This window comes from Microcoleus sp. MON1_C5 (assembly GCF_036701875.1).
In the GTDB taxonomy this organism is placed as follows: domain Bacteria; phylum Cyanobacteriota; class Cyanobacteriia; order Cyanobacteriales; family Microcoleaceae; genus Microcoleus.
On sequence record NZ_JAUBRN010000014.1, the window covers coordinates 1 to 23010 of the forward strand.

Annotated in this window: 18 protein-coding genes; 10 read left to right on the top strand and 8 right to left on the bottom strand. The window is 47.1% G+C overall.

The annotated features are described in order from the left end of the window. The first annotated feature begins 481 nt into the window (after positions 1 to 481). The 4 genes from QUA71_RS09425 (at position 482) to QUA71_RS09440 (ending at position 6143) form a co-directional block, all read left to right on the top strand. The gene (locus QUA71_RS09425) at positions 482 to 1081 is read left to right on the top strand and encodes a hypothetical protein (RefSeq protein ID WP_333284317.1); all 600 of its coding nucleotides are present in this window, start codon (positions 482 to 484) and stop codon (positions 1079 to 1081) included. 126 nt (positions 1082 to 1207) lie between these two features. Then, the gene (locus tag QUA71_RS09430) at positions 1208 to 2278 is read left to right on the top strand and encodes a DUF6745 domain-containing protein (RefSeq protein ID WP_333284319.1); all 1071 of its coding nucleotides are present in this window, start codon (positions 1208 to 1210) and stop codon (positions 2276 to 2278) included. Positions 2279 to 2582: 304 nt separating this feature from the next. Further along, entirely contained in the window at positions 2583 to 3764 is a 1182-nt protein-coding gene (gene sat, locus QUA71_RS09435) for a sulfate adenylyltransferase (protein WP_333284321.1), read from the top strand. Positions 3765 to 3971: 207 nt separating this feature from the next. Beyond that, complete coding sequence (locus tag QUA71_RS09440) at positions 3972 to 6143, top strand: caspase family protein (RefSeq protein ID WP_333284323.1); 2172 nt, start codon at positions 3972 to 3974, stop codon at positions 6141 to 6143. 48 nt (positions 6144 to 6191) lie between these two features. On the opposite strand, the gene QUA71_RS09445 is transcribed toward QUA71_RS09440, so the two are convergent. Together QUA71_RS09445 and QUA71_RS09450 are read right to left on the bottom strand one after the other, a co-directional pair. Next, entirely contained in the window at positions 6192 to 6752 is a 561-nt protein-coding gene (locus tag QUA71_RS09445) for a Uma2 family endonuclease (protein ID WP_333284325.1), read from the bottom strand. Positions 6753 to 6876: 124 nt separating this feature from the next. Next, complete coding sequence (locus QUA71_RS09450) at positions 6877 to 8190, bottom strand: valine--pyruvate transaminase (RefSeq protein WP_333284327.1); 1314 nt, start codon at positions 8188 to 8190, stop codon at positions 6877 to 6879. Between the two features lie 16 nt (positions 8191 to 8206). Between QUA71_RS09450 and QUA71_RS09455 the strand changes: the two genes are divergently transcribed. The 4 genes from QUA71_RS09455 (at position 8207) to QUA71_RS09470 (ending at position 11795) form a co-directional block, all read left to right on the top strand. Next, complete coding sequence (locus QUA71_RS09455; protein WP_333284329.1) at positions 8207 to 8437, top strand: hypothetical protein; 231 nt, start codon at positions 8207 to 8209, stop codon at positions 8435 to 8437. A gap of 356 nt (positions 8438 to 8793) precedes the next feature. Next, entirely contained in the window at positions 8794 to 9336 is a 543-nt protein-coding gene (locus QUA71_RS09460; RefSeq protein WP_333095122.1) for a peroxidase-related enzyme, read from the top strand. A 21-nt stretch (positions 9337 to 9357) separates the two neighbouring features. Continuing rightward, positions 9358 to 10563, top strand: coding sequence for an adenylate/guanylate cyclase domain-containing protein (locus QUA71_RS09465; protein WP_333284331.1), 1206 nt, complete (start codon positions 9358 to 9360; stop codon positions 10561 to 10563). Positions 10564 to 10955: 392 nt separating this feature from the next. Beyond that, on the top strand, positions 10956 to 11795 hold the full coding sequence (locus QUA71_RS09470) for a Tab2/Atab2 family RNA-binding protein (protein WP_333284332.1): 840 nt from the start codon (positions 10956 to 10958) through the stop codon (positions 11793 to 11795). Between the two features lie 288 nt (positions 11796 to 12083). Here QUA71_RS09470 and QUA71_RS09475 read toward each other — a convergent pair whose 3' ends face one another. After that, a complete protein-coding gene (locus tag QUA71_RS09475; protein ID WP_190662201.1) occupies positions 12084 to 12290 on the bottom strand; it encodes a hypothetical protein in 207 nt (68 codons plus the stop codon). A gap of 209 nt (positions 12291 to 12499) precedes the next feature. Between QUA71_RS09475 and QUA71_RS09480 the strand changes: the two genes are divergently transcribed. Next, positions 12500 to 13372 carry an S-methyl-5'-thioadenosine phosphorylase gene (locus tag QUA71_RS09480; RefSeq protein ID WP_333284334.1) on the top strand — a complete coding sequence of 291 codons (873 nt, stop codon included), beginning with the start codon at positions 12500 to 12502 and terminating at the stop codon, positions 13370 to 13372. A gap of 131 nt (positions 13373 to 13503) precedes the next feature. Here the strand turns inward: QUA71_RS09480 and QUA71_RS09485 are convergent, their stop codons facing one another. Next, positions 13504 to 14727 (bottom strand): tetratricopeptide repeat protein, encoded by a 1224-nt coding sequence (locus tag QUA71_RS09485; RefSeq protein ID WP_333284336.1) that lies wholly within the window; start codon positions 14725 to 14727, stop codon positions 13504 to 13506. Between the two features lie 76 nt (positions 14728 to 14803). Here QUA71_RS09485 and QUA71_RS09490 point away from each other — a divergent pair, with 76 nt between their 5' ends. Then, positions 14804 to 15298, top strand: a complete 495-nt coding sequence (locus QUA71_RS09490; RefSeq protein WP_190662213.1) for a WbuC family cupin fold metalloprotein — start codon at positions 14804 to 14806, stop codon at positions 15296 to 15298. A gap of 95 nt (positions 15299 to 15393) precedes the next feature. On the opposite strand, the gene QUA71_RS09495 is transcribed toward QUA71_RS09490, so the two are convergent. From QUA71_RS09495 to QUA71_RS09510, 4 genes are all read right to left on the bottom strand, one after another. Further along, the gene (locus QUA71_RS09495; protein ID WP_333284338.1) at positions 15394 to 15891 is read right to left on the bottom strand and encodes a hypothetical protein; all 498 of its coding nucleotides are present in this window, start codon (positions 15889 to 15891) and stop codon (positions 15394 to 15396) included. A gap of 313 nt (positions 15892 to 16204) precedes the next feature. Continuing rightward, positions 16205 to 18013 carry a PAS domain-containing sensor histidine kinase gene (locus QUA71_RS09500; RefSeq protein ID WP_333284340.1) on the bottom strand — a complete coding sequence of 603 codons (1809 nt, stop codon included), beginning with the start codon at positions 18011 to 18013 and terminating at the stop codon, positions 16205 to 16207. Between the two features lie 20 nt (positions 18014 to 18033). After that, positions 18034 to 21123 carry an MASE1 domain-containing protein gene (locus tag QUA71_RS09505; RefSeq protein ID WP_333284342.1) on the bottom strand — a complete coding sequence of 1030 codons (3090 nt, stop codon included), beginning with the start codon at positions 21121 to 21123 and terminating at the stop codon, positions 18034 to 18036. 233 nt (positions 21124 to 21356) lie between these two features. Continuing rightward, entirely contained in the window at positions 21357 to 22988 is a 1632-nt protein-coding gene (locus tag QUA71_RS09510; RefSeq protein ID WP_333284344.1) for a serine/threonine-protein kinase, read from the bottom strand. Positions 22989 to 23010 lie beyond the last annotated feature (22 nt).

A 23010-nucleotide genomic window follows, 5' to 3' on the forward strand; every position in this document is an offset into this window, starting at 1 on the left:
TTTTAAGTCGGGAAGTTTTTCCATTCCTTTATCTAATGTCTATCTCGTCTTCTTGTCAAGGGGGTTGAGCAATTACGGATAATCGACGGGATTTTTTGGGCCTAATGGCGATCGGGCTTTTGTTAATGATTTTGTTGCCGGCGCCCAGGGTACTCCTTGAGTGGTTAAATGTTTAGAAGGAAGAGGGAAGAGGGAAGAAGGAAGAAGGAAGAGGGAAGAAGGATTGATTTATCTAGTAGAAAAAGAAGAAGGAATAAGTAAGAAAAGAGAGGTTCACAAATTATCCAATGGTTGCTATATTAGGACTTCGGCATGGGGGTTAGAAACCCGGTTTCTTACTAGATACTTCTCTAAAAAACCACGATTTATTCCAGAAAGCGGGTTTCTAAGGCGTAAGTCCTGTATACAAACGAGTTTAGCGTTTATTAACTCGCTTTCTCTCTCCAAGTAATCTATAGTTTCAGCGACTTATCTGAGAAATATGTCTTACAAATCCTTTACTTTCCAACAATTAAAAGAGCGATTTGGATTGGAACCGTCACTCAGTCCTATTTGGAGTGCCAAGGTTGTTCCTGTAGAACCCTCCGAATGGTTTTGGAGAAGCCTCGAAATTAGTTCTAACACTGCTGTTACAACTGCCAAAGAACGTTCCGAACGGATTATTTCTCCTCTTTTGTTAGAATTTAGGGAAAGGAACCACAGACAATTTTCTATTTTTTCTGGTTGGTCGTTTGATGTAGATGTTGAGCAGGGATTGAATGGGGAATGCGACTTTCTATTATCTTCTGTGCCGTTTGATTTGGAAATTAAAGTTCCGGTTTTTGCATTGAGAGAAACGAAAGGCCCAGAAATAGAATCTTGTCTGCCACAGTGTGCAGCACAAATGGTAGCGGCTCAGCTATTTAACGAACGCGAACACAATTCCATACCTGCCGTATTTGGCTGCGTAACTACTGGCGTTGTCTGGCGGTTTCTTAAATTAGATGGAAATAATTTAATTATTGATGCTGATGTTTATTGTGTCGATAATGTTCCTAGGATTTTAGGTGTGTTGCAAACAATTGTTAATTCATACAAATAATTTAACGACTCTAATAAAATAGGTTGCTAGGTAAAATTATGTTGTTATTACAAACTTAATGATATTTTTTTACCGGAGGCGAGAGCGAAAAAGTTTGACCGCAAATTAAATCATCTAGCTGTACAAATGATCGCAATTACTCCCGAACAAATAGCGCTAATTCCCATTTATCGCGAGAAGTGGCGACAAATTGGACTTTCGATAAAACCAGTCGATCGCCCGCAAGCGACAGCGGCCATCAACACCGCCTACAACATCATCGGCTGTCCTGAACCGGAAATTATTTTCTGTGACAGCCCTTACATAGCTTTGCAAGCTGTTGAACCGCTAAGGATACGCGATTCGGGTCTGGGAATGGGCAGCGAAATCAGAAACAAAATTCATAATGAATTGTACGATATATTACGAAGTCAACTGGGCAGGGAACTGGAAAATCAAATTTACAGCAAACTCTATAATCCGCTGTATGCTCAACTGATGAATCAACTGCACCTTCATGTTAAAGACGAAGTTTACTTCAAATTAGCAAGGAAGTTGGGCGGGAGATTTCAGAGATTCCTGATCGATCAGGCTTATCATAATAACACCATAGTTTCCGAACTGTCAGCCTGTCACGGAAGTTGGGTGGATTTTTGTATTGGCGCGCTCAATTTGGAGTACGATCGCCCTTTATACTCAGCCTTTAAATCTTTAGTGGAAAACTGCGGCTGGATTTACCCGTTCGAGAAAAAGTGCTTTGTGTGCGATCGCCCGATCCAACTTCATTTTGATAGCGAATATTTGCTCCACGCAGAAGGTCAACCAGCGGTTGAATTTGCTGACAAGTTCAGTGTATACTCTTATCGCGGCGTCCGACTGCCAGAAATAATTGGTCAAGTTCCGTCGCAGTCTTGGCAAGCTTCATGGCTGTTAACAGAACAGAATGCCGAAGTGCGGCGAGTTTTGATTCAGGCGATCGGCTATCCGAGAATTTGTCAAGAATTGCAAGCAACAGAATTGGATTCTTGGCAAGAATATACTTTGTTGAAAATTAAGAATAATATAGACATAGAGCCAATTTATTTGTTAAAGATGACTTGTCCGAGTACGGGACACCTTCACGCTTTGCGAGTGCCGCCAAAATTGCGATCGGCTAAAGAAGCGATTAGCTGGGTAAATTGGGGGATAGATCCCGAAGAATTTCAAGTCCAGACTTGACCGAAAGCATCCAGGATACAAGCCCCCGGATTCATCCGTGGAGAAATAAAAAACCTGTATCCGATAAACACGCCCCCGAATTTATCCGTGGGGTCAATGCTTCAATCTAAAATCTAAAATCTAAAATCTAAAATCGATTGACGGGAAAGTTTAGAGTTTTGAGCACACCAGTTTACAGCTAAAGAATTACAGCGCCACAAAAGCAGCGTTCTGCACAAGTCCAGAACAATTAAAAAATGTAGAATTGCAGCCACCGCTTGATACTATGTACTCTGGCAGCTAAAACCCACAACTTCAAATCGACATGAGCCAGCATTCAGACCGCATTGCCCCTCACGGCGGCACCCTGGTCCACCGCATTGCCACACTAGACCAAAGACAAGAATTTTTCGATAAAGCAGAAGTCTTGCCGCGAGTCCAGCTTTCGGATCGATCGATCTCCGACCTGCAAATGATCGCCATCGGCGCCCTGAGTCCCCTCAAAGGGTTCATGAACGAAGCTGATTATCGATCGGTCGTTAAACAAATGCGCCTCTCCAACGGCCTGCCGTGGTCGGTTCCCATCACCCTCTCGGTTTCCCAAGCAGTCGCCGACTCTCTCAAAGAAGGCACTTTAGTGCGCCTCGACTCGCCGGCGGGCGAATTTGTCGGGCTCTTGGAACTTGCAGAAAAATACCACTACAGCAAAGAAGAAGAAGCCCTCAACGTCTACCGCACCGACGACCTCAAACACCCGGGCGTCCAAGTAGTAGACAAATCCGGGCCCGTTAACCTCGCAGGTGATGTTTGGCTGCTGGAACGCGGACTAGACCCCCGGTTTCCCCAATACCAAATTGACCCGGCGAAATCGAGAATGCTGTTCACAGAAAAAGGATGGAAAACGATAGTCGGTTTCCAAACCCGAAACCCCATCCACCGCGCACACGAATACATCCAAAAATGCGCCTTAGAAACAGTAGACGGCTTGTTTCTGCACCCGCTAGTCGGGACGACAAAAGAAGACGACATCCCGGCTGATGTGCGGATGCGCTGCTACGAAATTCTGCTAGAAAAATACTATCCACACGATCGCGTAATTTTGGCAATTAATCCAGCGGCGATGCGCTACGCCGGGCCGCGAGAAGCAATTTTTCATGCTTTAATCCGCAAAAACTACGGCTGCACTCACTTTATCGTGGGGCGCGATCATGCTGGAGTTGGCGATTATTACGGCACTTACGATGCCCAATATATTTTTGACGAATTTGAACCCGGAGAATTGGGAATTGTGCCGATGAAATTCGAGCACGCTTTCTATTGCACGCTGACGGAACAAATGGCTACAACTAAAACAAGTCCCAGCACTCCCGAACAACGGGTGCATTTGTCTGGAACCAAAGTTCGGGAAATGCTGCGCGCTGGAAAATTGCCGCCGCCGCAGTTTTCCCGGCCGGAAGTTGCCGCAGAATTAGCCAAGGCAATGAATATTTTCAATTACGAGATTTAAATCTTGAACATTGGTGGGGGCGACATTCTGCATAGTTTTTAATTTTGAGTTTTGAGTTTTAAATGGGAAATTTTCAACTTAAAGCTCAAAAGTTAAAACTTAAAAACTCCCTTAATACTAAACACTCACAATCTAATTAATTCCCCTAAAATTATTGAGGGGAATTTAACTTAAAATTCAAAACTTAAAATTCAAAGCTATTTAAAAATGGGACTCAAGCGGCGGGAATTTTTGCAGCAAGCTGGCCGGGTGCTGGCCGCCATCGGAATCAGCGAGGCCCTGTGGCTGCCGTTGGGCGATCGCTACCTCCAAGCCTTAGCGCAGCCGACAGCCAGGAAATTGGCTTTGTTGGTTGGCGTTGACAAATATCCAGACTCGCCCCTGCACGGCTGCGTCACGGATGTGGAATTGCAGCGGGAACTGCTGATATATCGGTTTGGGTTTGTGCCGTCGGATATTTTGACTTTGACTGACGCTAAAGCTACGAGGGAGAATATCGAGACGGCTTTTGTCACTCACTTGACTCAACAAGCAAAACCCGGTGACGTGGTAGTTTTTCACTTTAGCGGCTGCGGTAGTCGAATTAGTTTGGGCGAGTCTCCTGGAAAAATGCAAAACAGTTTGGTGCCGGCGGATGATGTTTTGCCGTTGTTAGCAAACCGGGCGGTGAACGATATTTTAGAGGAAACGCTGTTGCTGTTGATGCGATCGCTCGCGACAGAAAATGCGATCGCCATCCTCGACACCAGCTACACCTATCCGGGTTTCCCCAAAAACGGCAACTTTCGCATTCGCTCCCGCCCCCGCCCCACCATCGGCGAGCCTCGCCTCGCAGAATTAACGTTTGCCCAAGACCTCCGCTCCCGCCCAAATCTCCGTCCGGACGCCGCCGTACTTGCCGCGGGCGCGAATTCCGCACTCGCCGCCGAACAAGAGTGGAACGGATTTACCGCAGGTTTGTTTACCTACGCCCTCACCCAAACTTTGTGGTGGGCAACTCCCGCTAGCAGTTTCAGCGTCAGTTTCGGCCGCGCTGCGGGTAATGTCGAGCAAATTGCGGGGTTATCGCAGCAACCGCAAATTCTCAATCACGATTTAACAACCGCGTCGGCGGTGAATTTTTCAAATTTAATTTTGAATTCCCCTGCATCTGACGGCGCTGTGACGGCGGTGGAAGAGGGGGGCAAAACTGTGCAGTTGTGGCTGGGCGGGTTGTCGCCCGGGGTTTTGGAGTGCTGCGGGGGTTCTGTGTTTGCTGTGGATTCCTCCGAGGGCGCGAGGCTTTTGCTGCGGGGACGCACGGGCCTCTCTGCTAAAGCCCAAGTTTTAGATGGGTCTGCTCAAACAGACGGCCAATTAACAGTCGGCGAACTCGTGAGGGAAGAAATTCGGGTATTGCCGCGAAACATCGGTTTGACAGTAGCTTTGGACTCGGGTTTGGAACGCATCGAGCGGGTGGACGCTACCAGCGCCTTTGCGACTGTGCCGCAAGTTTCGGCGGTAGGCAGCGAGCAATTGGCTGACTGTCGGTTCGGCAGAGTCCCGGAAACAACTTTAGCCGCAACAGTCTCGCCTCACGAGCCTGTTTTGTCTCAAAGGCGTTACGGTTTGTTTTCTTTGGCTCAAATGCTGATTCCCGATACTGAGGGCGACGGGGGAGAAGCAGTTAAGGTGGCGGTGCAGCGCTTGACTCCGCAGTTGAAAGCGCAGCAGGCGGGGAAGTTGCTGCGGCTGACTATCAATGAGGGTTCTTCGCGCCTGAAGGTGCGGGCCGAGCTGGTAACTCTCGCACCGCAAGCGCGGGCTGTGGCGCAGCGAGAGCCGATGCGGGCCGGCGGTGATTATCGGCTGGAACCCCTGAGCGCGGAAAGTGAGAAATCGGCAAGCGCTCATATACTAAGTTTGCCAGAGGGCAGCCGAATTAGCTACAGGTTGTATAACGACAGCGATCGCCCGGTTTACTTTGCGGTGTTTTGCTCGGACTGCGCGGGAAGGCTGTCTGTGCTCGGCGCTGAGGGCAAAGACTCTGTGGGGGGGATGTCGCGGGCGATCGCTCCTGGGGAGAATTTGACCGTGCCGGCGGCTGGGGCTGTTGGGTTGGCGGTATCTGGGCCGATCGGACTTGCGGAAACTCGGATTATATTTAGTGAGAAACCCTTCGCTCAAACTCTGGCTGCAATAGAAGCCGAAATGCAGCAAACGAGGGATGCCCTGCCAATTCGAGTGTTGTTGAATCCTTTAAATGTGGCGCGGGCGGTACTCGAAGATTTGCACGTCGCTAGCATTCCGGGGGTGCAGAAAGTGGGGATATCGACGGACGATTTGGCTTTGGATGTGAATGTTTGGGCAACTCTGAGTTTTGTTTATCGGGTGGTTTAATTGAAAAATGGGGACTTGGGAATGTTTTCTATAACCTATAATCCGAATCTATCCCAGTACGAAATCGATATTCACTTCCACATCAGGAAAGGCGAGCGACGCAACTTGTTGACCCCGCCAAAATTTTTGGATTAAACTGTAACCATTAGGAGTCGGCTGGCGGTAAACTTCTAAACATTGTGCCTCTATATCTACTAGCCAGACTTCAGGAATGAGCGATCGAGCGTAAATAAGAACTTTCACATCTCGATCGTAATCAACCGTGCTATCGGATACTTCTACCAACAGCAAAACTTCTGACGCTACTGGATGTGCTGTTGAATAGTAATCAGCCCGGGGTTTCAGCAATACTACATCAGGTTGAGGTTCGGTGCGCTCGTTCAACTGGATGGGGTTTTGCACATCCAGAAAAGCCCGGTTACTGGGAATTTCGCTGAAAAGTCCGATGAATCGTCTCACACAGGAAGCATGACGAGTTCCAATTGCTGCCATTTGGATAAGTTCTCCTTCTATCAGTTCTACCCGATCGCCCTCGGAAAGAATACCAGCTTTGCCCATTAAATGATATTCTTCTACTGTCAACAACCTTTTGAGTAATTGCACTGCCATAACCCACCGCGCTGCTAATTATTTTTTAAATTGTAGTCGATCGGCCAAGGAAGAAGTTATGGTCATGAGTAGTTGGTAATGTCAACAGTCAACCGTCGTCCAGCAAACAGTCAACTGTCAACAGTCAACCGTCAACAGACTGATAAAGCTTTTCTACCATTTGAGCCAAGCGTTTCATTGCAGTTTCAATCTCATCATTTGTTGCAGTCAAACTGATGCGTAAACACTCATGTTTGTGCTGCCAATCTTCCCGCAAACCTGGGAAGAAAGAACTTCCCGGCACGACAATTACGCCAACTTTTTTCAACTCTTGATACAGTTCCCAATCAGTCATTGGCAAATCTTTCAGCCATAACCATGCGAAAATTGCTCCTTCGCCCCGGTGCAAGAACCACGGCAAATCTTTCGGCATTGCTTGTTCGAGAGTGGTTTCTACGATCGCAAATTTGCTTTGATAGTACGGCCGAATTACATTGATGGAGATGTCGGCAAGAGCGCCGGAAGCAATTGCCCGAGTTGCGATCGCCTGTCCGTATCTCGGCGAATGAATGCACATATTGGTCTGAAAACATTCTAATATTTGAATGATTTTTTCATCGCCGATCGCAATTCCGATTCTTTCTCCCGGCAATCCCGCTTTCGACAAACTCATACAGTGCACGATATTGCCACCAAAAATCGGCGTCATTTCGGTAAAATTCAAGGACGGGAACGGAGGGCCGTAGGCGGAATCAACGAACACCGGCACGTCGAAAGCGGCCGCTAAATCGGCAATTTTCTTAACTTCGTCGTCGGTGAGAACGTTGCCGGTGGGGTTGCAGGGACGGGAAAAAATGACGCAACCGGTGGTTTGGTCGATCGACAATTGGCTGAAATCCGGGCGGTATTTGAACCTGTGGGCGGCTGCATCAATATCGAGGGTAGGTTTGCAAGCGACTACCGCTTCGGGAATCAAGCTAACGCCGCCGTAACCCGTGTAGTCTGGGCTCAACGGTAGGACGATATTTTTAAGGCTACCCCCCCTAGCCCCCCCTTCGTAAGGGGGGGATGGGGGGGGTGCGGTGTAGCCGCCGAAAGCGTTGGCTGCGTAGAAATAGATCGATTGACTACCGGGAGTAATTAGGATATTGCGATCGGTCAAATTCAATCCGTAACGCTGGTTAAAATCCGCCAATACCGCATTGATAAACGGCTGATAACCTTGACTGGAACCGTAGCGACAAACCACCTCGCCGTATTCTGGGCTCGCCAAAAGTTCCGCAGTGCAGTCGCGCCACAACTGCTCAACTTCCGGCAAAATCACCGGATTTCCGGCGCTCAAATTGATAAACTCCTGCCCGCTGCCGGCTCTGAGTGTTTCAATAATATCTTTCATAATTGCCCGAACTCCCGTGAGGTGGGACATCTGAGCGCCAAATTGAGTCAGGGCAGGGTTCATAGCAAATGCAGCGACAATGATAGAAGTTTACAGTTTATCTATAATAACTCCAGTCGCAGGCGTTAGCGTAGCTTGGCTGGGGCATGGGTTGTCGATCGAGCGTCTGATTAATTCAATAAACTCGATCGCACAGCATTTTGTTTTTCCCCTCTGCGCGCGCCGGAGCATAAGATTCAGGGCATTTGTGAAGCCCTATCGATCGATCGATCGAACATCGATCGAACAGTGTTTTTTGTCTAAAAATTAGCGAACGGAACAGCATTATCTAATTCAAGAGTTTTGGTAAGATTTCACACCGCCGCGCCCCATGAATTGCCCATACTTGACAGCAGCCATTGGAAACATCTAATATTAGCACTGTAACCCGATCGCAACAGAATTTTATTGGCTCCGGTTACTGCTATAATTGCAGGTTTAATCCAGCCTCAAGACTCAGATTTGTTGCTAGCTCATTTTCATGATTCGCGGTTTGCTGACAGCGGTGCATTTTATCATCAATCCGACTAAAGCCAAGATAGCTCGTAAGGTCACCCTTTGAGTGGCGTTACATAACAAATACATAAATCCCAACCCAAATTAACTGCCGTCAACTTCAACACAACAATGACACACTTTCCACTTATAGAATATGAGCAACTTACCGATCCTAAAGCCAAAGCGGTGTACGAAGAAATCTTGACAGACTTGGGTTTTGGCATCGTCCCCAACCTGTTCAAGTCAATGGCAATCAACCCTGACCTATTAGAAGCAAATTGGAAAAAATTCCGGGGAACCATTCTGCAAGGAGACTTACCCCGCACGCTTAAAGAAATGGTCGGCGTCGCTATTTCCCAATCAAATAATAGCGAGTACGCTCTCCAAGTTCACCTGCACGGATTGTCAGCCTTGGGGATGAGCGAAGAACTACTGCGAACCCTAGTTTCTGACTTTGCCAACTGCCCTTTGCCAAAACGTGATAAAGCGGTAATTACCTTTGGCTTGCTGGCTGCTACAAAACCTCTGGAAATGACAGAAACTGATTACCAAAATCTGCGGGATTTAGGACTTGATGATTCAGAAATCTTTGAGATTATTGCGACAGCAGACTTGTTTAGCTTTGTCAACCGATATACTGATGCAATAGCCCTCGAAATAGATGCTTTGTAATCTATATTTTATACCCATATTATGGGCGATCGGCTAGAAGATCAAGATCGAGAAGAACTTCTGTTAACAGCCCGCCGTTTGTTAGCAGAAGCTCAAGCGCTTTCCATCCGCATTTCCGCTGTCAACGAAGTTGCCACTGCTATTAACCGCACCCTGGATCTCAACCAGATTTTGCGGGTACTAGGCAAGCAAGCCAAATGGTTGCTAGACTTTGAACACTGTAGCGTTTGCCTGTACAGCACTAACGCTTGCATGACCTTATTTGGCCGGCATATCCCTGTAGATATTGGAGCCCTCCCAGAGGGCGGGCCTATTCACAAGGCTTTCACCACACGTCAACCTCAATTAATTCAAGAAGCGGGTGCTACTGCTATTTTATCCCCCTACGCTTCGCAAATTATCCTTCCCTTGGAAAGCGAAGGTAAGGTTTTAGGAACCATTAATTTTGCCACAACCAAGCCGCGGGCTTACACTCAAGAAGACTTGCGGATTGGCTATCTTTTGGCTTTGCAGCTATCCTCAGCTATCCGCAATGCTGAACGTTTTAAAGAGATAAATAGCCTGTATTCCGAGCTCGATGCCGAAAAGCACAAATCAGATCGGCTACTGTTGAACGTGCTGCCGGTGGAAATTGCCGAGGAACTCAAAAATAACGGCAAAGTCGAACCACTTTATTATGATAACGTATCGGTTTTATTTACTGACTTTAAAGGCTTTACTCAGTTATCTGAAAAAATGACTCCGCGAGAGTTGGTTGACGAACTAGATTATTGTTTTTCTTATTTCGATCGCGTGATGGATAAATACTCTATGGAAAAACTGAAGACTATTGGCGACAGCTATATGTGCGCTGCAGGAATTCCTACGCCTCGCCCAACACACGCATTTGACGCTGTACTTGCTGCCATAGAAATTCGACAGTTCATGGATTTGCGAAAATGGCAGAAAGCTCAACAAAATATCCCTTATTGGGATATCCGCATTGGCATTCATTCAGGCCCAATACTTGCTGGGGTAATTGGCCATAAAAAGTTTTCCTATGATGTATGGGGAGATACAGTTAATATTGCATCTCGGATGGAATCTTCGGGCGTACCTGGAAATATCAATATCTCTCACGACACGTTTGAATTAGTTAAAGATTTTTTTGAATGCGAATACCGAGGAAAAATTTATGCTAAAAATAAAGGCGAGTTGGATATGTATTTGGTTCACCATCTTAAATAAATTAGGGAATGGCTAATTGCCCAGGGAAAATGGCTAAGCGAGCCTTTATACCATTTTAGATTTTAGATTTGGGATTTTAGATTTTGATTAGGGAATGACTGATTACTATCACGTTTGGGATCGCGGGCCTACAGTTGGCGTTTTTTTGACGGGTGTTAGATATAGCAATCCTCAATCAGTCGTAAATTTTTTACCCCACCCCAACCCTCCCCTTGGTAAGGGGAGGGAGTAAGAAATTCACAAATGACTTAGGATTGCTATATTGAAATAAAACTCAAGTATGAACTGAGAATATATCGCTCGAAGTTTTTTTTCATAGTTCGGTATTGTATCGGATTGTCACCAGGCTATATTAAAATTATCGAGTTGTAGATTTTATTTTTAAATTATTTATGAGTATTTGGCAAGTCGATTTTTACCGCCGCCCTCTCCAAGACGAAACTGGCAAACCACTGTGGGAACTCTTAATTTGCGACTCGGAAGGCAGTTTTCAATTTAGCGCTGTTTGCCGCCAGGGGGCCGCAAATTCCACTTGGCTAGCTTCGCAGTTGCAGCAGCAAGCTCAAACCCAAAATTTGCCCGCATTGATTCAAGTATTTAGGCCTCAGTCTCTGGGCTTAATCGAAGCTGCGGGCAAAGTTTTGGGCGTCAAGGTGGAAGCGACTCGGCGCACTGCGGCTCTGAAATTGCTGCTGCAACAACGCGCCAAAGAATATTCGAGTATGCCTAATTATACAGGTGAAACTTACAGTGCGATCGCCCTCGACTCGCCGCCCCCCGTGCCTTTACCCGAAAACCTCTGGGGCGATGGCTGGCGTTTTGCTTCCCTACCCGCCGGCGACATTGAAGAGGCTTTCCAAGGGCGTCCCCTGCCAATTTTGGAAATGCCAGAATTTCTGTTACCGCTGAATTTGGGCTTGGCCTCAACAGTACCCGTACCGGGAGTGGTGATTGACGGCGGACGCCAGTCTATGCGGTTGGCTAGATGGCTTCAGGATGCCAAACCTTTCGCTTTGAATTATATTGCTGGAGAACCAGACGGATTGATATTGGAAGCTGGGTTAGTAGATAGGTGGGTTGTGGCTACTTTTGAAGATAGCGAGGTGAAAGCCGCGGCCCAAATTTACCAACAGCGGAAGCAATTAAGTAAAGGATTACATTTTTTATTAGTGCAGCCCGATGATAGTGGCATGACTTATACAGGCTTTTGGCTGTTGAATTTTGATCGATAAGATGTAATATCAATTCCGGTTGCACGAGCGAAATGATTGTTGACCGTTGACTGTTGACTGTTGACTGTTGACTCAGCGTCGAAAAACTGAATGGTTGAGTGTTAACTGTTGACTCGATTTTATTATTCCGATGCAACCGGAAACGATATAAATAATATTATTGGTGATGTCGATCGCTCGCGTGCCGAAAAATAGTAAAACATTGTCCGAGCTCAGTTCCCGAAGATACAGACTCAAACACAACTTTTAAAACAGCTTCTTGAGCTAGCAAGAGATAGTGTAGCAAAGTTATTCCACAACTAAAATCAATCCGTTTCGGATGCCCTGACACACTCGGTTGATGTGAGAGTGGTCTTTTTCGTTAAGACCTTTCTCCGCTAGCATTGCTGACTTCAGCAGCCGTCTGTCAAGGGGGGTAATTTGGCGAAAAGCAAAAATGCGCTCGACGATCGCCTCGATCGAGATTTTGGGGAGGTTAGCAGAGCTGACAGTCATGGTCTTAACACGCTAAAAACAAGTAACAGAACTATGTACCTTTATTTTTAAAGATTTTGTGAAGGTATTTTGTGATTAAGATCACAGATATTTTGTGACAAAATAGTGTATGTCGGGTGACTGCTATCACGAAATCTTCAATTATCTTTACCCCAACTTAACGATGGCCCGATAGAATCACTCTTGTAAAACTCAAGCAGAGGGTAAAAATGGCACAAGCAAAAATCGGAATTATCGGCGGCAGCGGTTTGTATAAAATGGAGGCCCTCAAGGATATTGAAGAGGTGAAAATTGATACACCTTTTGGATCGCCATCCGATGCCGCAATTGTGGGAACTTTGGACGGTACGCCGGTAGCATTTCTGGCTAGACACGGCCGGAACCACACTTTTTTGCCCTCAGAAGTGCCGTATCGCGCAAATATTTATGCAATGAAGAGTTTGGGAGTTGAGTATTTAATCTCAGCGTCGGCGGTTGGTTCTCTGAAAGCTGAGGCGAAACCTTTAGATATGGTAGTGCCCGATCAGTTTATCGATCGTACAAAAAATCGAGTTTCTACCTTTTTTGGAGAAGGAATAGTCGGTCACATCACATTCGGCGATCCGGTGTGCGGCGAATTGGCTAAAGTATTGGCAAGTGCGATCGAATCCTTGAACCTCCCCGACGTTACCCTGCACCGGGGCGGCACCTACGTCTGCATGGAAGGCCCCGCATTTTCCACAAAAGCAGAATCCCACCTTTACCGCAGTTGGGGGGCGACAGTCATCGGAATGACAAATTTGCCGGAAGCAAAATTAGCCAGAGAAGCAGAAATTGCCTACGCAACTTTAGCATTAGTCACAGACTACGATTGCTGGCATGAGGATCACGACAGCGTAACTGTAGAAATGGTAGTTGCAAACTTGCACCGCAATGCAGCAAATGCCCAAAAAGTTATTCAAGAAACAGTCCGTAGACTAACAGAAAATCCCCCCGTTTCCGAGTCGCATTCAGCTTTGAAATATGCAATTCTGACTCGGCTGGATCAAGTGCCGACCGCAACTAAGGACAAAATGGGTTTGCTATTGAAAAAGTATTTGTAAAACGAACCGCGAAGATGCAAAGAGCGCGAAGGAAAAACTGCATCTCTTCCTTCGCGTCCTTAGCGTCTTCGCGGTTCATTTAATCTTACGACCTATTCGTTATCCTATAGTTGACGATTATATCTGAAGGATTAATTTATCAACTGCTTGAATGCGTCGTGTTCGCGAATCTTCTCCAAATCAGCTTCACTTTTTGCCAACTCTTTACACACATTCGGATTGAGATTGAGGGCGCGCTTTAAATTTTCAATTGCTAATTCAATTTTACCTTGTAAGGCATAACATCGGGCTTTATTATACCAAATTCTGTAAAAATCCGGCCGGATTTTAGCAGCATTGTCGTAGGAATCAATCGCAGCTTCGTATTTTTGCAATTTGGAGAGTGCAACGCCTCGATTGTTCCAAGCATCAGTATAATCATTTTTAATTTGTAGGGCTTGATTGTAAGAAATTACTGCTTGTTCGTACTCCTGCATTTTGGAAAAAGCAACGCCTCGGTTGTTCCAAGCATCGGCATAATCGGGTTTGGCTTGAATTGCCTGTTCGTAACAGCCGATCGCCTCTTGGTACTTTTGCAACTCCAACAATACCACACCTCGATTGTTCCAAGCATCGGGATAATTCGGACGAATTGTAGTAGCTTGTTCGTAAGAGGCGATCGCCTCTGGATACCGCTGCATTCTCGTGAGCACTACTCCCCGGTTATTCCAAGTATCGGCTAAATCCGGCTGAATTTGCAGGGCCTGATCGTAAGCTGCGATCGCATCTTGATAACGGTTTTCAAAGAAACAAGCATCTCCCTGTTTAGCATAGTCGCCGGCCGTCAATAACTTTTGGTAATTGCCATAGTTAACCGGAGCAAATTCTTGAATTTGGGCATCCGGGAATAAAAGGTCTGTTTCTGCCTCTGCCGGATGACTTTGCTGTTGAATTTCGCCTAAGATAGTTTCAGCGTCGGAAATTAATAGTTTTAATTGAGAGATTGTATCGTAATGGAGACTTTCAATTTCTTGGCGGGCAATTGTTGTCTGCTTGGACAATTTGCTCAACAGAAACCAAACCCCGACTCCGGCTGCTGTCGGAAACAAAGTTAGGGCAATTATCAGCCCGTTCAGCAGTACCGCCGTGCGCCCGAAAGCAATGTCAACTTCTTCTTGAACTCGATCGCGAATTTCTTCTTTAACTTGCTGCTGTGGGAATTCCTGCTGAATTAACAGTGTCGGCCTCGGTTCAGAGGCAGAAACGCTACTGGCGCAGACTAGAATAGTCGAAAGGGCGATCGGGCTAATACTTTTTCTAAAGATACTTGACAAACGCATTGCCTTAGTGATACGCACCTGAGTTGCGATTTCCATGTGTCAAGAGATGCTGATAACGATGATCCCAGACTAGCCCATTTGTTCAAAAACTATTAAATACAGGATATCTGTTGTGCAGTCCCCTCCGATCAAATTGCTGACGCAAGAATTGCTAGACGAAGTTGCCGCTTCCTCCCGCCGCAGTCCCCGACAGCGACAAAACTACAATTTCCACGACGATTTGTCTGAAAAAGTGCAGCGGTTTGTCAACGTGTTGCAACCGGGCACTTACGTCCGCCCTCACCAACACCTGCGCCCGCCTGCAATTAACGGTTTTGAGTTTTTTGCCGTGATTCAAGGAGAAGTCGGTATTGTTATTTTGAACGAAAACGGTCAAATCCTGCGCTCCTTGCGAGTCAGCGCTGCCGGCCCGACTCGCGCTGTCGAACTTCCAGAGGGTACTATTCACACGTTAGTAGCTTTGGCACCGGATACTGTGATTTTGGAGTTCAAGGAAGGGCCTTATGACGTGGCGGCAGATAAAGGCTTTTTGGCAGGTTTTCCTGCTGAGGAAACGGCGGCGGCGCGAGAATTAGTCCTGATTTGGGAAGCGGAATTTAACACTTGACTAAGGACTGATGACTGTTGACTGTTGACTGTTGACTGTTGACTGTTAAAAATCTCAAATCTCAAATCTCAAATCTAAAATCGATGGGCTGATTACTAATTACTGATGAATCTAATTGTCGTCATCCGATTGTATAAATCCGGGGCGGTGCGAATGATTTTTCTCAGGAGCTCATCAGTCACCCAAAAGACGAGGGGAAACGAAAATGCTTTGCTGAATTCGCTGCATAGTAGGTTGGTAGAAACGAGCAATCTATCGATCGCCTCCACTGATTCCAAACCGAGGAGCATTAAAGCTGGAGGCTTTTCGCCGTCTATTTCTGCTGCGATTGTCGTGTAGAGAGTTGTCGCCGATTCGGGCAAAAACAGTTGCTGCGGTTTCACGGGACAATTTACTTGCAGCCGATCGACTATTTGCTGCCGTAAAGTTAGCGAGTTGCAGTTGACTAAAACGAAAGAAAAGTAACCTTGGGAAAGACGGAGCGCCCGCATTAAAGTTGAGAACGACCGCTCGTTATATTTAGCTGAGTCGTACTTAGCTGCATTGTCTTTAGCTGTATTTTCTGAGCCTTGCTCGATAAACATAAATTGCATATTTTTTATCTAGTTTTAGAGATTTTCTAGATTAAATGATGTTTCTAAAGAAAATGTGAAGATCGAAACTTTATTTTTCCTTGAAAAACTTTGGGTAAGTGTACCACGGTTTTAAATTAATATCAATAGTCCGATCGAAATAGTCCGCTCGACAGACTTGGCTTGAACCACACAAAAAGCACCTGCGACGCACAACAAAAGTATAGCCGCAGGCAGAAGGAAGAAGCATATTTCGCAAGGGTTTCAGCAATTAATAACGTTCTAAATATCTGGCACGATGGCTAGATAAAATGTAATTAAAAATACAAAAAAATCACCGGAAATTCTCAGCCAGCGGCAAAGTAAACCAAAAACTTGCCCCAGCACCGGGAGTGCTAATTACCCCAATTTGGCCGCCGTGAGCACCAATAATTTGGCGACAAAGATATAGACCCAAACCCAAACCGACGGAGTGTCGGGATCGATCGCCCCTAACGTAAAGGTCAAAAAGATGTTCGCACTGTTCCGGCAATATTCCCGCCCCGTCATCTTCCACAGTACAGTAAATCATCCTACTTCCGGGATTGGGGATTGGGGATTGGGGATTGGTAATGGGGGATTGTGGATTGGTAATCGGTAATTTGTGGATGTCTTGTTTTGCTGTGCTTTGATTTATAATTAATTTTCCCGCCTTGATTACTTGAGCCGAAACTGTTAAATTTAGTCCCGGCAGATTGTGTTTCAAAGCATTAGCAATTAAATTAGAGAATACACGCCACAACTGAGTTTTGTCAGCATTCACGGCTGGCAAATTATCCGGCACCAAATTTTTAAAAGTAGCTTTACCCTCATTCATTAAAGGCTCCAAATCTGTCGCAGCAGCTTCAACTACCGCCCTCAAATCAACCGATTCGCAGTGCAAAACCAAACCGCGCAATTCCCCGGCGTGAACTTCCAACAGCGAATTTATCAAGCGCAATTGCTGCTCGCTACCTTGAATCATCCGCTCCAAAACAGAACGGGGAATTGCGATCGAATCCCCAGGTTTCGTCTGCCAATTTTTCAGCACCATTAACATTCCCGCCACCGGGTTTCGCAAGTCGTGAGAAAGAGCGTGGATAAACAGCCGCAGCGATTCTTGTGCCTGTTTTCGCTGCGTGATATCCTCAATTAAACCCTCATAATAAAGCACGGCGCCGCTGCTGTCCCGTACCGCCCGCGCCTTCTCAGAAATCCAGACAATACTGCCGTCTGAGCGGTAAATTTTAGATTCAAAATCCGATACTGTGCCGCTTTTCTCGATCGATCGCAAAAACTCATTTCTGCGAGCCGGATCGACATACAACTGCCGCTCGATATCAGTAAACTTTGCCGTCACTTCTTCCGGGGAATCGCAGCCGTAAATCCGCGCCAAAGCTGGGTTTGCAGTAATGTAGCGGCCGTCGGGAGTGCTTTGAAAAATTCCCTCGCCGGCATTCTCAAAAATGCTGCGGTACTTCGCTTCCGCCACCTCCAACTGCTGGTAAGCAGATTCCAACTCACGCCTGGTACTAAACTCTTTCCGTTGCAGACATTCGTACCAATAAACCGACAAATCGCAAATCAAACAAAACCAAAACAAATATAAGTAAAACCCGGTCAACTTAAAAGGAGTATACTTAGCAAAACTTAGATTTAAAACCAAATTTATCCCGACGTGGCAACACAAAACGCCGAGTTGAGAAATCAAATGGAGGCGCCAGCGGACGGGCATCAGCGTAGCTTGGATCAGAAACGCTAAACTCCAGGTAAAAATTGGTAATTCCCCTGCTTGTGCGACAGCTAACCCAAGCTGTACAATCACCGTCAGCGACCACGAAAAACCCAAAAATAGCAAACCGGGATAGCGCTGTCCGAAGGAGGTTTTTTGCAACACAAAACAGGTCAACAAACCCAATTCTACAGCAGCGCTCGTGTACAAATAAACACTTTTAAACTCCTGGCGAGCGAAGAATCTTTCGCCCAGAAAATAGACCGTTATTGTGAAGGCAAAAAAGATGGCAATTCCCACAGCAGGGCGCAGCCGATCTCGGAGGAAGCGATCGCGCCACACCTCATAAACCGTTAACCCCTGAACTGATTTTGCGTTGCCCAAATAGCTCATACCATTTTAGATTTTAGATTTTAGACTGGCAAAGAGCGATCGTCCGAGTTGACAGCAGGTAGCGAAAACCAGAAACTCGATCCACCTCCGGGAGTGCTTTCGACGCCGATTTCGCCGCCGTGAGCTTTGATAATTTGCTTGGACAGGTACAAGCCCAAACCCAGCCCTGTTAATTGTCGGCTATTAGGGTCGTGAACGTAAAGTTCAAATAGAGATTCCCGCTGTTTGGCGCTGATTCCCACTCCATTATCTGTTACAGTACAGCGAACCATTTTTACGGTGACTCCGGGCAATTTGCTGCCGAGATTGCCAATTTGCCCCTGATAGCGAGGCATTTTGCCACTGCCGTCGAGGTTAAATTTGGCCAGGGTTTCCTGATTTTTCTGGGTGGTCTCGCCTATCCTAGGACGATCGCCCCCAGAAGATATCCGGTTAGCGATACAACCGGCGAGCTGAGTATTTTGAGATGTTAAAACCTGTGAATTTCCTTCAAAACTTAGCGTTTTTTCAACTTCTATTACTTCGGCTTTAAAAGCGATATTGACTCCCGGATGATTGTGTTTGATAGCATTAGTCAACAGATTTTCCAACACTCGCTGCAAGTGTTTGCTGTCGCCATAGACTCTCGGCAAATCCGTCGGTATTTCCTGAGTCAAAGTTGCTTGGTTTTTGGCCAGTATCGGTTCTAAATCGCCAACAATTTCTGAAGTTAAAGACTTTAAGTGCAGCGGTACAGTATTGAGAACAATACCTTTGACCTCGCTAGCGTGAGCGTCGAGCAGGGCATTAACCATAGTCAATTGGTGTTCGCTGGCTTGAACGATCCGCTCCAAAATCGATCGAGAAACCGGAACATCTTGTAGAGAATCAGAGGCCGATTTGTTTAGCAAATTTTTCAGCAGTATTAACATTCCCATAACTGGAGTGCGGAGATTGTGAGAAACTGCGTGCAAAAATAGGTCTTTGAGGCGGTTGCTTTCTTGCAGTTCGTGCATTTTTTGCTGTAGTTGGCGGGTGCGTTCCTCCACTTGAGATTCCAAGTTGGCATTGAGAGCTTTTACCTGCTGCAAAAGTTGGGCTTGCTGGAGAGCGATCGCCACTTGGGTAGCGAGTTTTTCTAACAAATCAATTTCAAATTCCTGCCACTGGCGGGACCCGGAGCACTGGTTGACGGCCAAGATCCCGAACAATTCATCCCCCAGGACGATCGGCACATTTAACGTCGCTCTAATTTGATAGTCGCTGTATATTTGGGCAACTGCACTGCTGAGTTGAACGCTAGCAGTATCGGAGATAGATCGGACACGGTTGGTGGCATAAAACGTTCTCAAGTTTTCGAGCTGATTCTCATCAGCGAGCACCCACCCGAGAATAGAACGGCATTGGCTTCCCACAGACTCAGCCACAACCTTACCGTACACCGGGCTAGGAAGATGTACCCCGTGCGCGTCAACAATACCGATGAAAGCGCGGTCTGCCTTGAAAAATTGCCGGACTTCGGCAACAGTAGTGTTGAGAATTTCTTCGAGGTCGAGGGAGTTGCGAATTCGCAGGGCGATTTCTGAGAGCAAGCGATCGCGATCGGAGGACGCCCGCAAAGCGGTTTCCGCGCGGTGGCGTTCGGTAACGTCTTGGACTGTGGCGGCGATCGCCCCTGACTGAATGGCCGACTGTTCGCAGACAGTGCGTTCGGAGCCGTCTGCCAGCACAATTCGGTAGTTAATGCAATAAGGTTTGTGCTCAAACATAGCTTGGCGCTGCGATCGCGCCACCAATTCTCGGTCTTCTGGATGTACGGCCTGCAAAAAAACTTCTGGTGTCGGTTTGACAGTTCCCGGAGCAAAACCCAAGAGGCGGTAAAGTTCGTCCGACCACCGCAATTCGCTGTTGGGTGTACAGTGTTCTGACGATTCCTGAAAGTTCTCAGTTGCTGCGACGGCGGTGCAATTTAAATCCCAATTGCCCAACTGAGCGATGCGCTGAGCGTTCGCCAGACTAGCTTCGCGCGATCGCAGCGCCGCCGCCGTGCGGCGCACCTCAAAAAGCGCTTGCTGGCGTTCTGCTACGGCGGCCGCCAACATCAGAGCCACAAGGGCGATCGTACCGGTAAAAGCTTGTAAAAATAACACCGCTTGTTTGAGATTATCGCTTTTGGCGAAAAACGGGCCGCCTCCCTGGACTGCTCCCAAAATCGCGATGTAAGACACGATCGAATAAGCAAAAATCGCTCCCGGCGGTTGAAACCGCAGGGCGGCCCAAACTATCAGAGGAAAAGGCAGATACTCCAGCGGATACTGAGCGATCGCCGCCTGTGTTTTCGAGCAAAAAAACAACCAGCTAACGCTCAGCAACAGAGTCAGCCAGAGCGTTATTTCTGAATAATTAATAATTAAAAATATAAGATTATAACGGTTTTCAGTTGCAGTAAAGGTGTGTTTGCGATTAGAAATTCTTACTGGAAAATTAGTAATTGATAATTGATTATTTTGTCTTTTAAAAAGTGCGATAAAACTTGAAATAATGGGGGAGTTTAATGGAAATTTAAAACTATTAACGGCGTGGTTTAAAGTCAGCAGCACTGGCGTCACGAGCAAAATTCCCATGCCGTCTCCGAGCCACGTAGTCCACCAGTTGCGAGAGAAATTGCTCCACTGAGCCCAACCAAAAATGCACGTTCCCAAGTTGCCGAGGGTAGAACCGACCAAAGTAGACCCGATGACAGCGCCCGCCACTAAAGCCAGAACATCTCGCAATCGATCGAGTTTGGTAGAAAATCCGCTCTCTCTCAGCAAAGCCTCTCCAGCCAGCGCTTGCAGGGTGACGCTAAAGGCTGATGTGACAATGACAGCCGACGGTATACCGCCGGTAGAGTTTAACAGCACCGAACCGAGGACAATTCCCGGCCACATCCGTCGTCCTTGCAGTAGCAGTGCCGCTAGAGCAATACCGGCGGGCGGCCACACGGGGGAGGGTTCGGCTTTCACCAGTCCCAGCATCGACACTGCGAGTTTTCCGGTAACAAAGTAGGCCAGGGCCAGGATGCCGGTGTACAGAAGCATTCGAGTGCGGGGGTTGAGCAGTTTCATGTTGAGTGCGATCGAATCCTCCATTCCTAGTTTTTAATTTAGGCGGCATTGGGGCGATCGAACTTCCTCCTGACGACTCACCTGACTGGGGGAGTGGGGAGTTGACTGTTGACTGTTGACTGTTGACTGTTGACTGTTGACTGTTGACTGTTGACTGTTGACTGTTGTGATTGGTGATTAGTAGCAGCTAACAACTCCCCATGCCCCATGCCCCATGCCCCATGCCCCATGCCCCATGCCCCATGCCCCATGACTTCTTAAAATCCAAAACTCCGCTTGCCATCCGGCTTAACAGTAAGCCAATTGGTCTTTGCCATTGCCAGTTGTTCCTCAGAAACTGTAGCGTTCGTAAGATTCGCCCCGCACAAATTTGCTCCCCGCAAATTCGCCTTAGTCAAATAAGCCCCCGTCAAGTCAGCACCTCGGAAATCCGCGCCTTCAAAATTGGCAGTGCTGCAATAAGCCTCAGTCAAGTTAGCATCTCGCAAATTCGCCTGAATTAACCTCGCGTGACCCAAATTTGCCCCCGACAAATCCGCTGCTTGCAAATTTGTCTTCACCAACCTAGCCTGATAAAAATTCCCCCCCGCTAACTGGGCTTTTTGCAGTTGCAGGCCAGACAGTTCGCAGTCAGCAAAATCGCGCTTGCCTTTAAAATATGCTGCTCGCACGCTGTTGGTGTCCCACTTAGGAGCAACTTTCGATACCTTTGACGCTGCTAAATTGTCGCTAGAAGGTCCAACGGTTCCGAAAGTTCTGCCGGACTCAGCCAGACTTCGGGAAACTCTCGGCTGCATCCCCGTGTTCCCGGATTGCGTGAAGGAAGTTCTACCAATGCGGCTTTGATTCGATCGTAAATCTTGATTGATTTTGCTCTGAGGCGGTGACCACGAAGAACCCTCGTCATTAAATATTGTCGGTTCTTCAACAGTACGAGAAGAGCCGTTGAATTGAGTTGCCAAGCCATCGACAAGACTTGGGTCTTCAAATTGGCCCGAGAGAGCTCTGAGGACATCTGCTGCCGATTGGAAGCGGTGCCCAACCATCGGCTTGAGCATTTTTTCGAGAATCCGCGCAAAATTTGGACTCACCTGAACGTGGGGCTGCCAAACAATTTCGCCGGTTACTCCATCAAAATCTAAATCCTTGGGCGATTTTGCTGTCAGCAAGTACAAGCAAGTCATGCCCACCGCATAGATGTCGCTGGCAAATATCGGCCGCAGCGCCATTTGTTCCGGGGGGGCAAAACTAAATGTGCCGACTGAAAATTTCGTGTTGGCGCTTTGGTCGGCGGGGTCTAATAATATTGTTTGGCTAACTTGGTCTTTTACCGCTCCGAAGTCAATCAGAACTAAGTGGCCGTCTTGAACTCGGCGAATAATATTTGCGGGTTTGATGTCTCGGTGAATTACTCCCTGGCTGTGGATGTATTGCACTACTGGCAGAATTTCTAATAGAAAATTTTTAACGTCGGATTCGTTGAAACGGCCTGAGTGCTTGACTTCTTGTTTCAAAGTCGAGCCTTTAACATACTCTTGAACTAAGTAAAATTGCTGTTCCGTTTCAAAATAGTCTAGCAGCCTCGGTACTTGCGGGTGGTCGCCCAGTTGGCCGAGGGTTTTTGCCTCTCGCTTGAATAATTCCCGCGCCATTTCTAAAACTCGCGGCGACGAACTACTGGGTCGCAGTTGCTTGACTACACAACTCGGTTGACCTGGCAATGAGATGTCTTTTGCCAGAAATGTAGCTCCAAAACCTCCTTGGCCTAACGGTTCAATGACTCGGTAGCGAGCGCGCAGCAATAACCGCGCACCGCACGTCTGACACTGGAGAATAGAGTCAGCAGGGTTTTGAGGATGGGGACAGCCCGGATTTACGCAGTAGCTCATATTGATTGAGTTTGCCTATGTT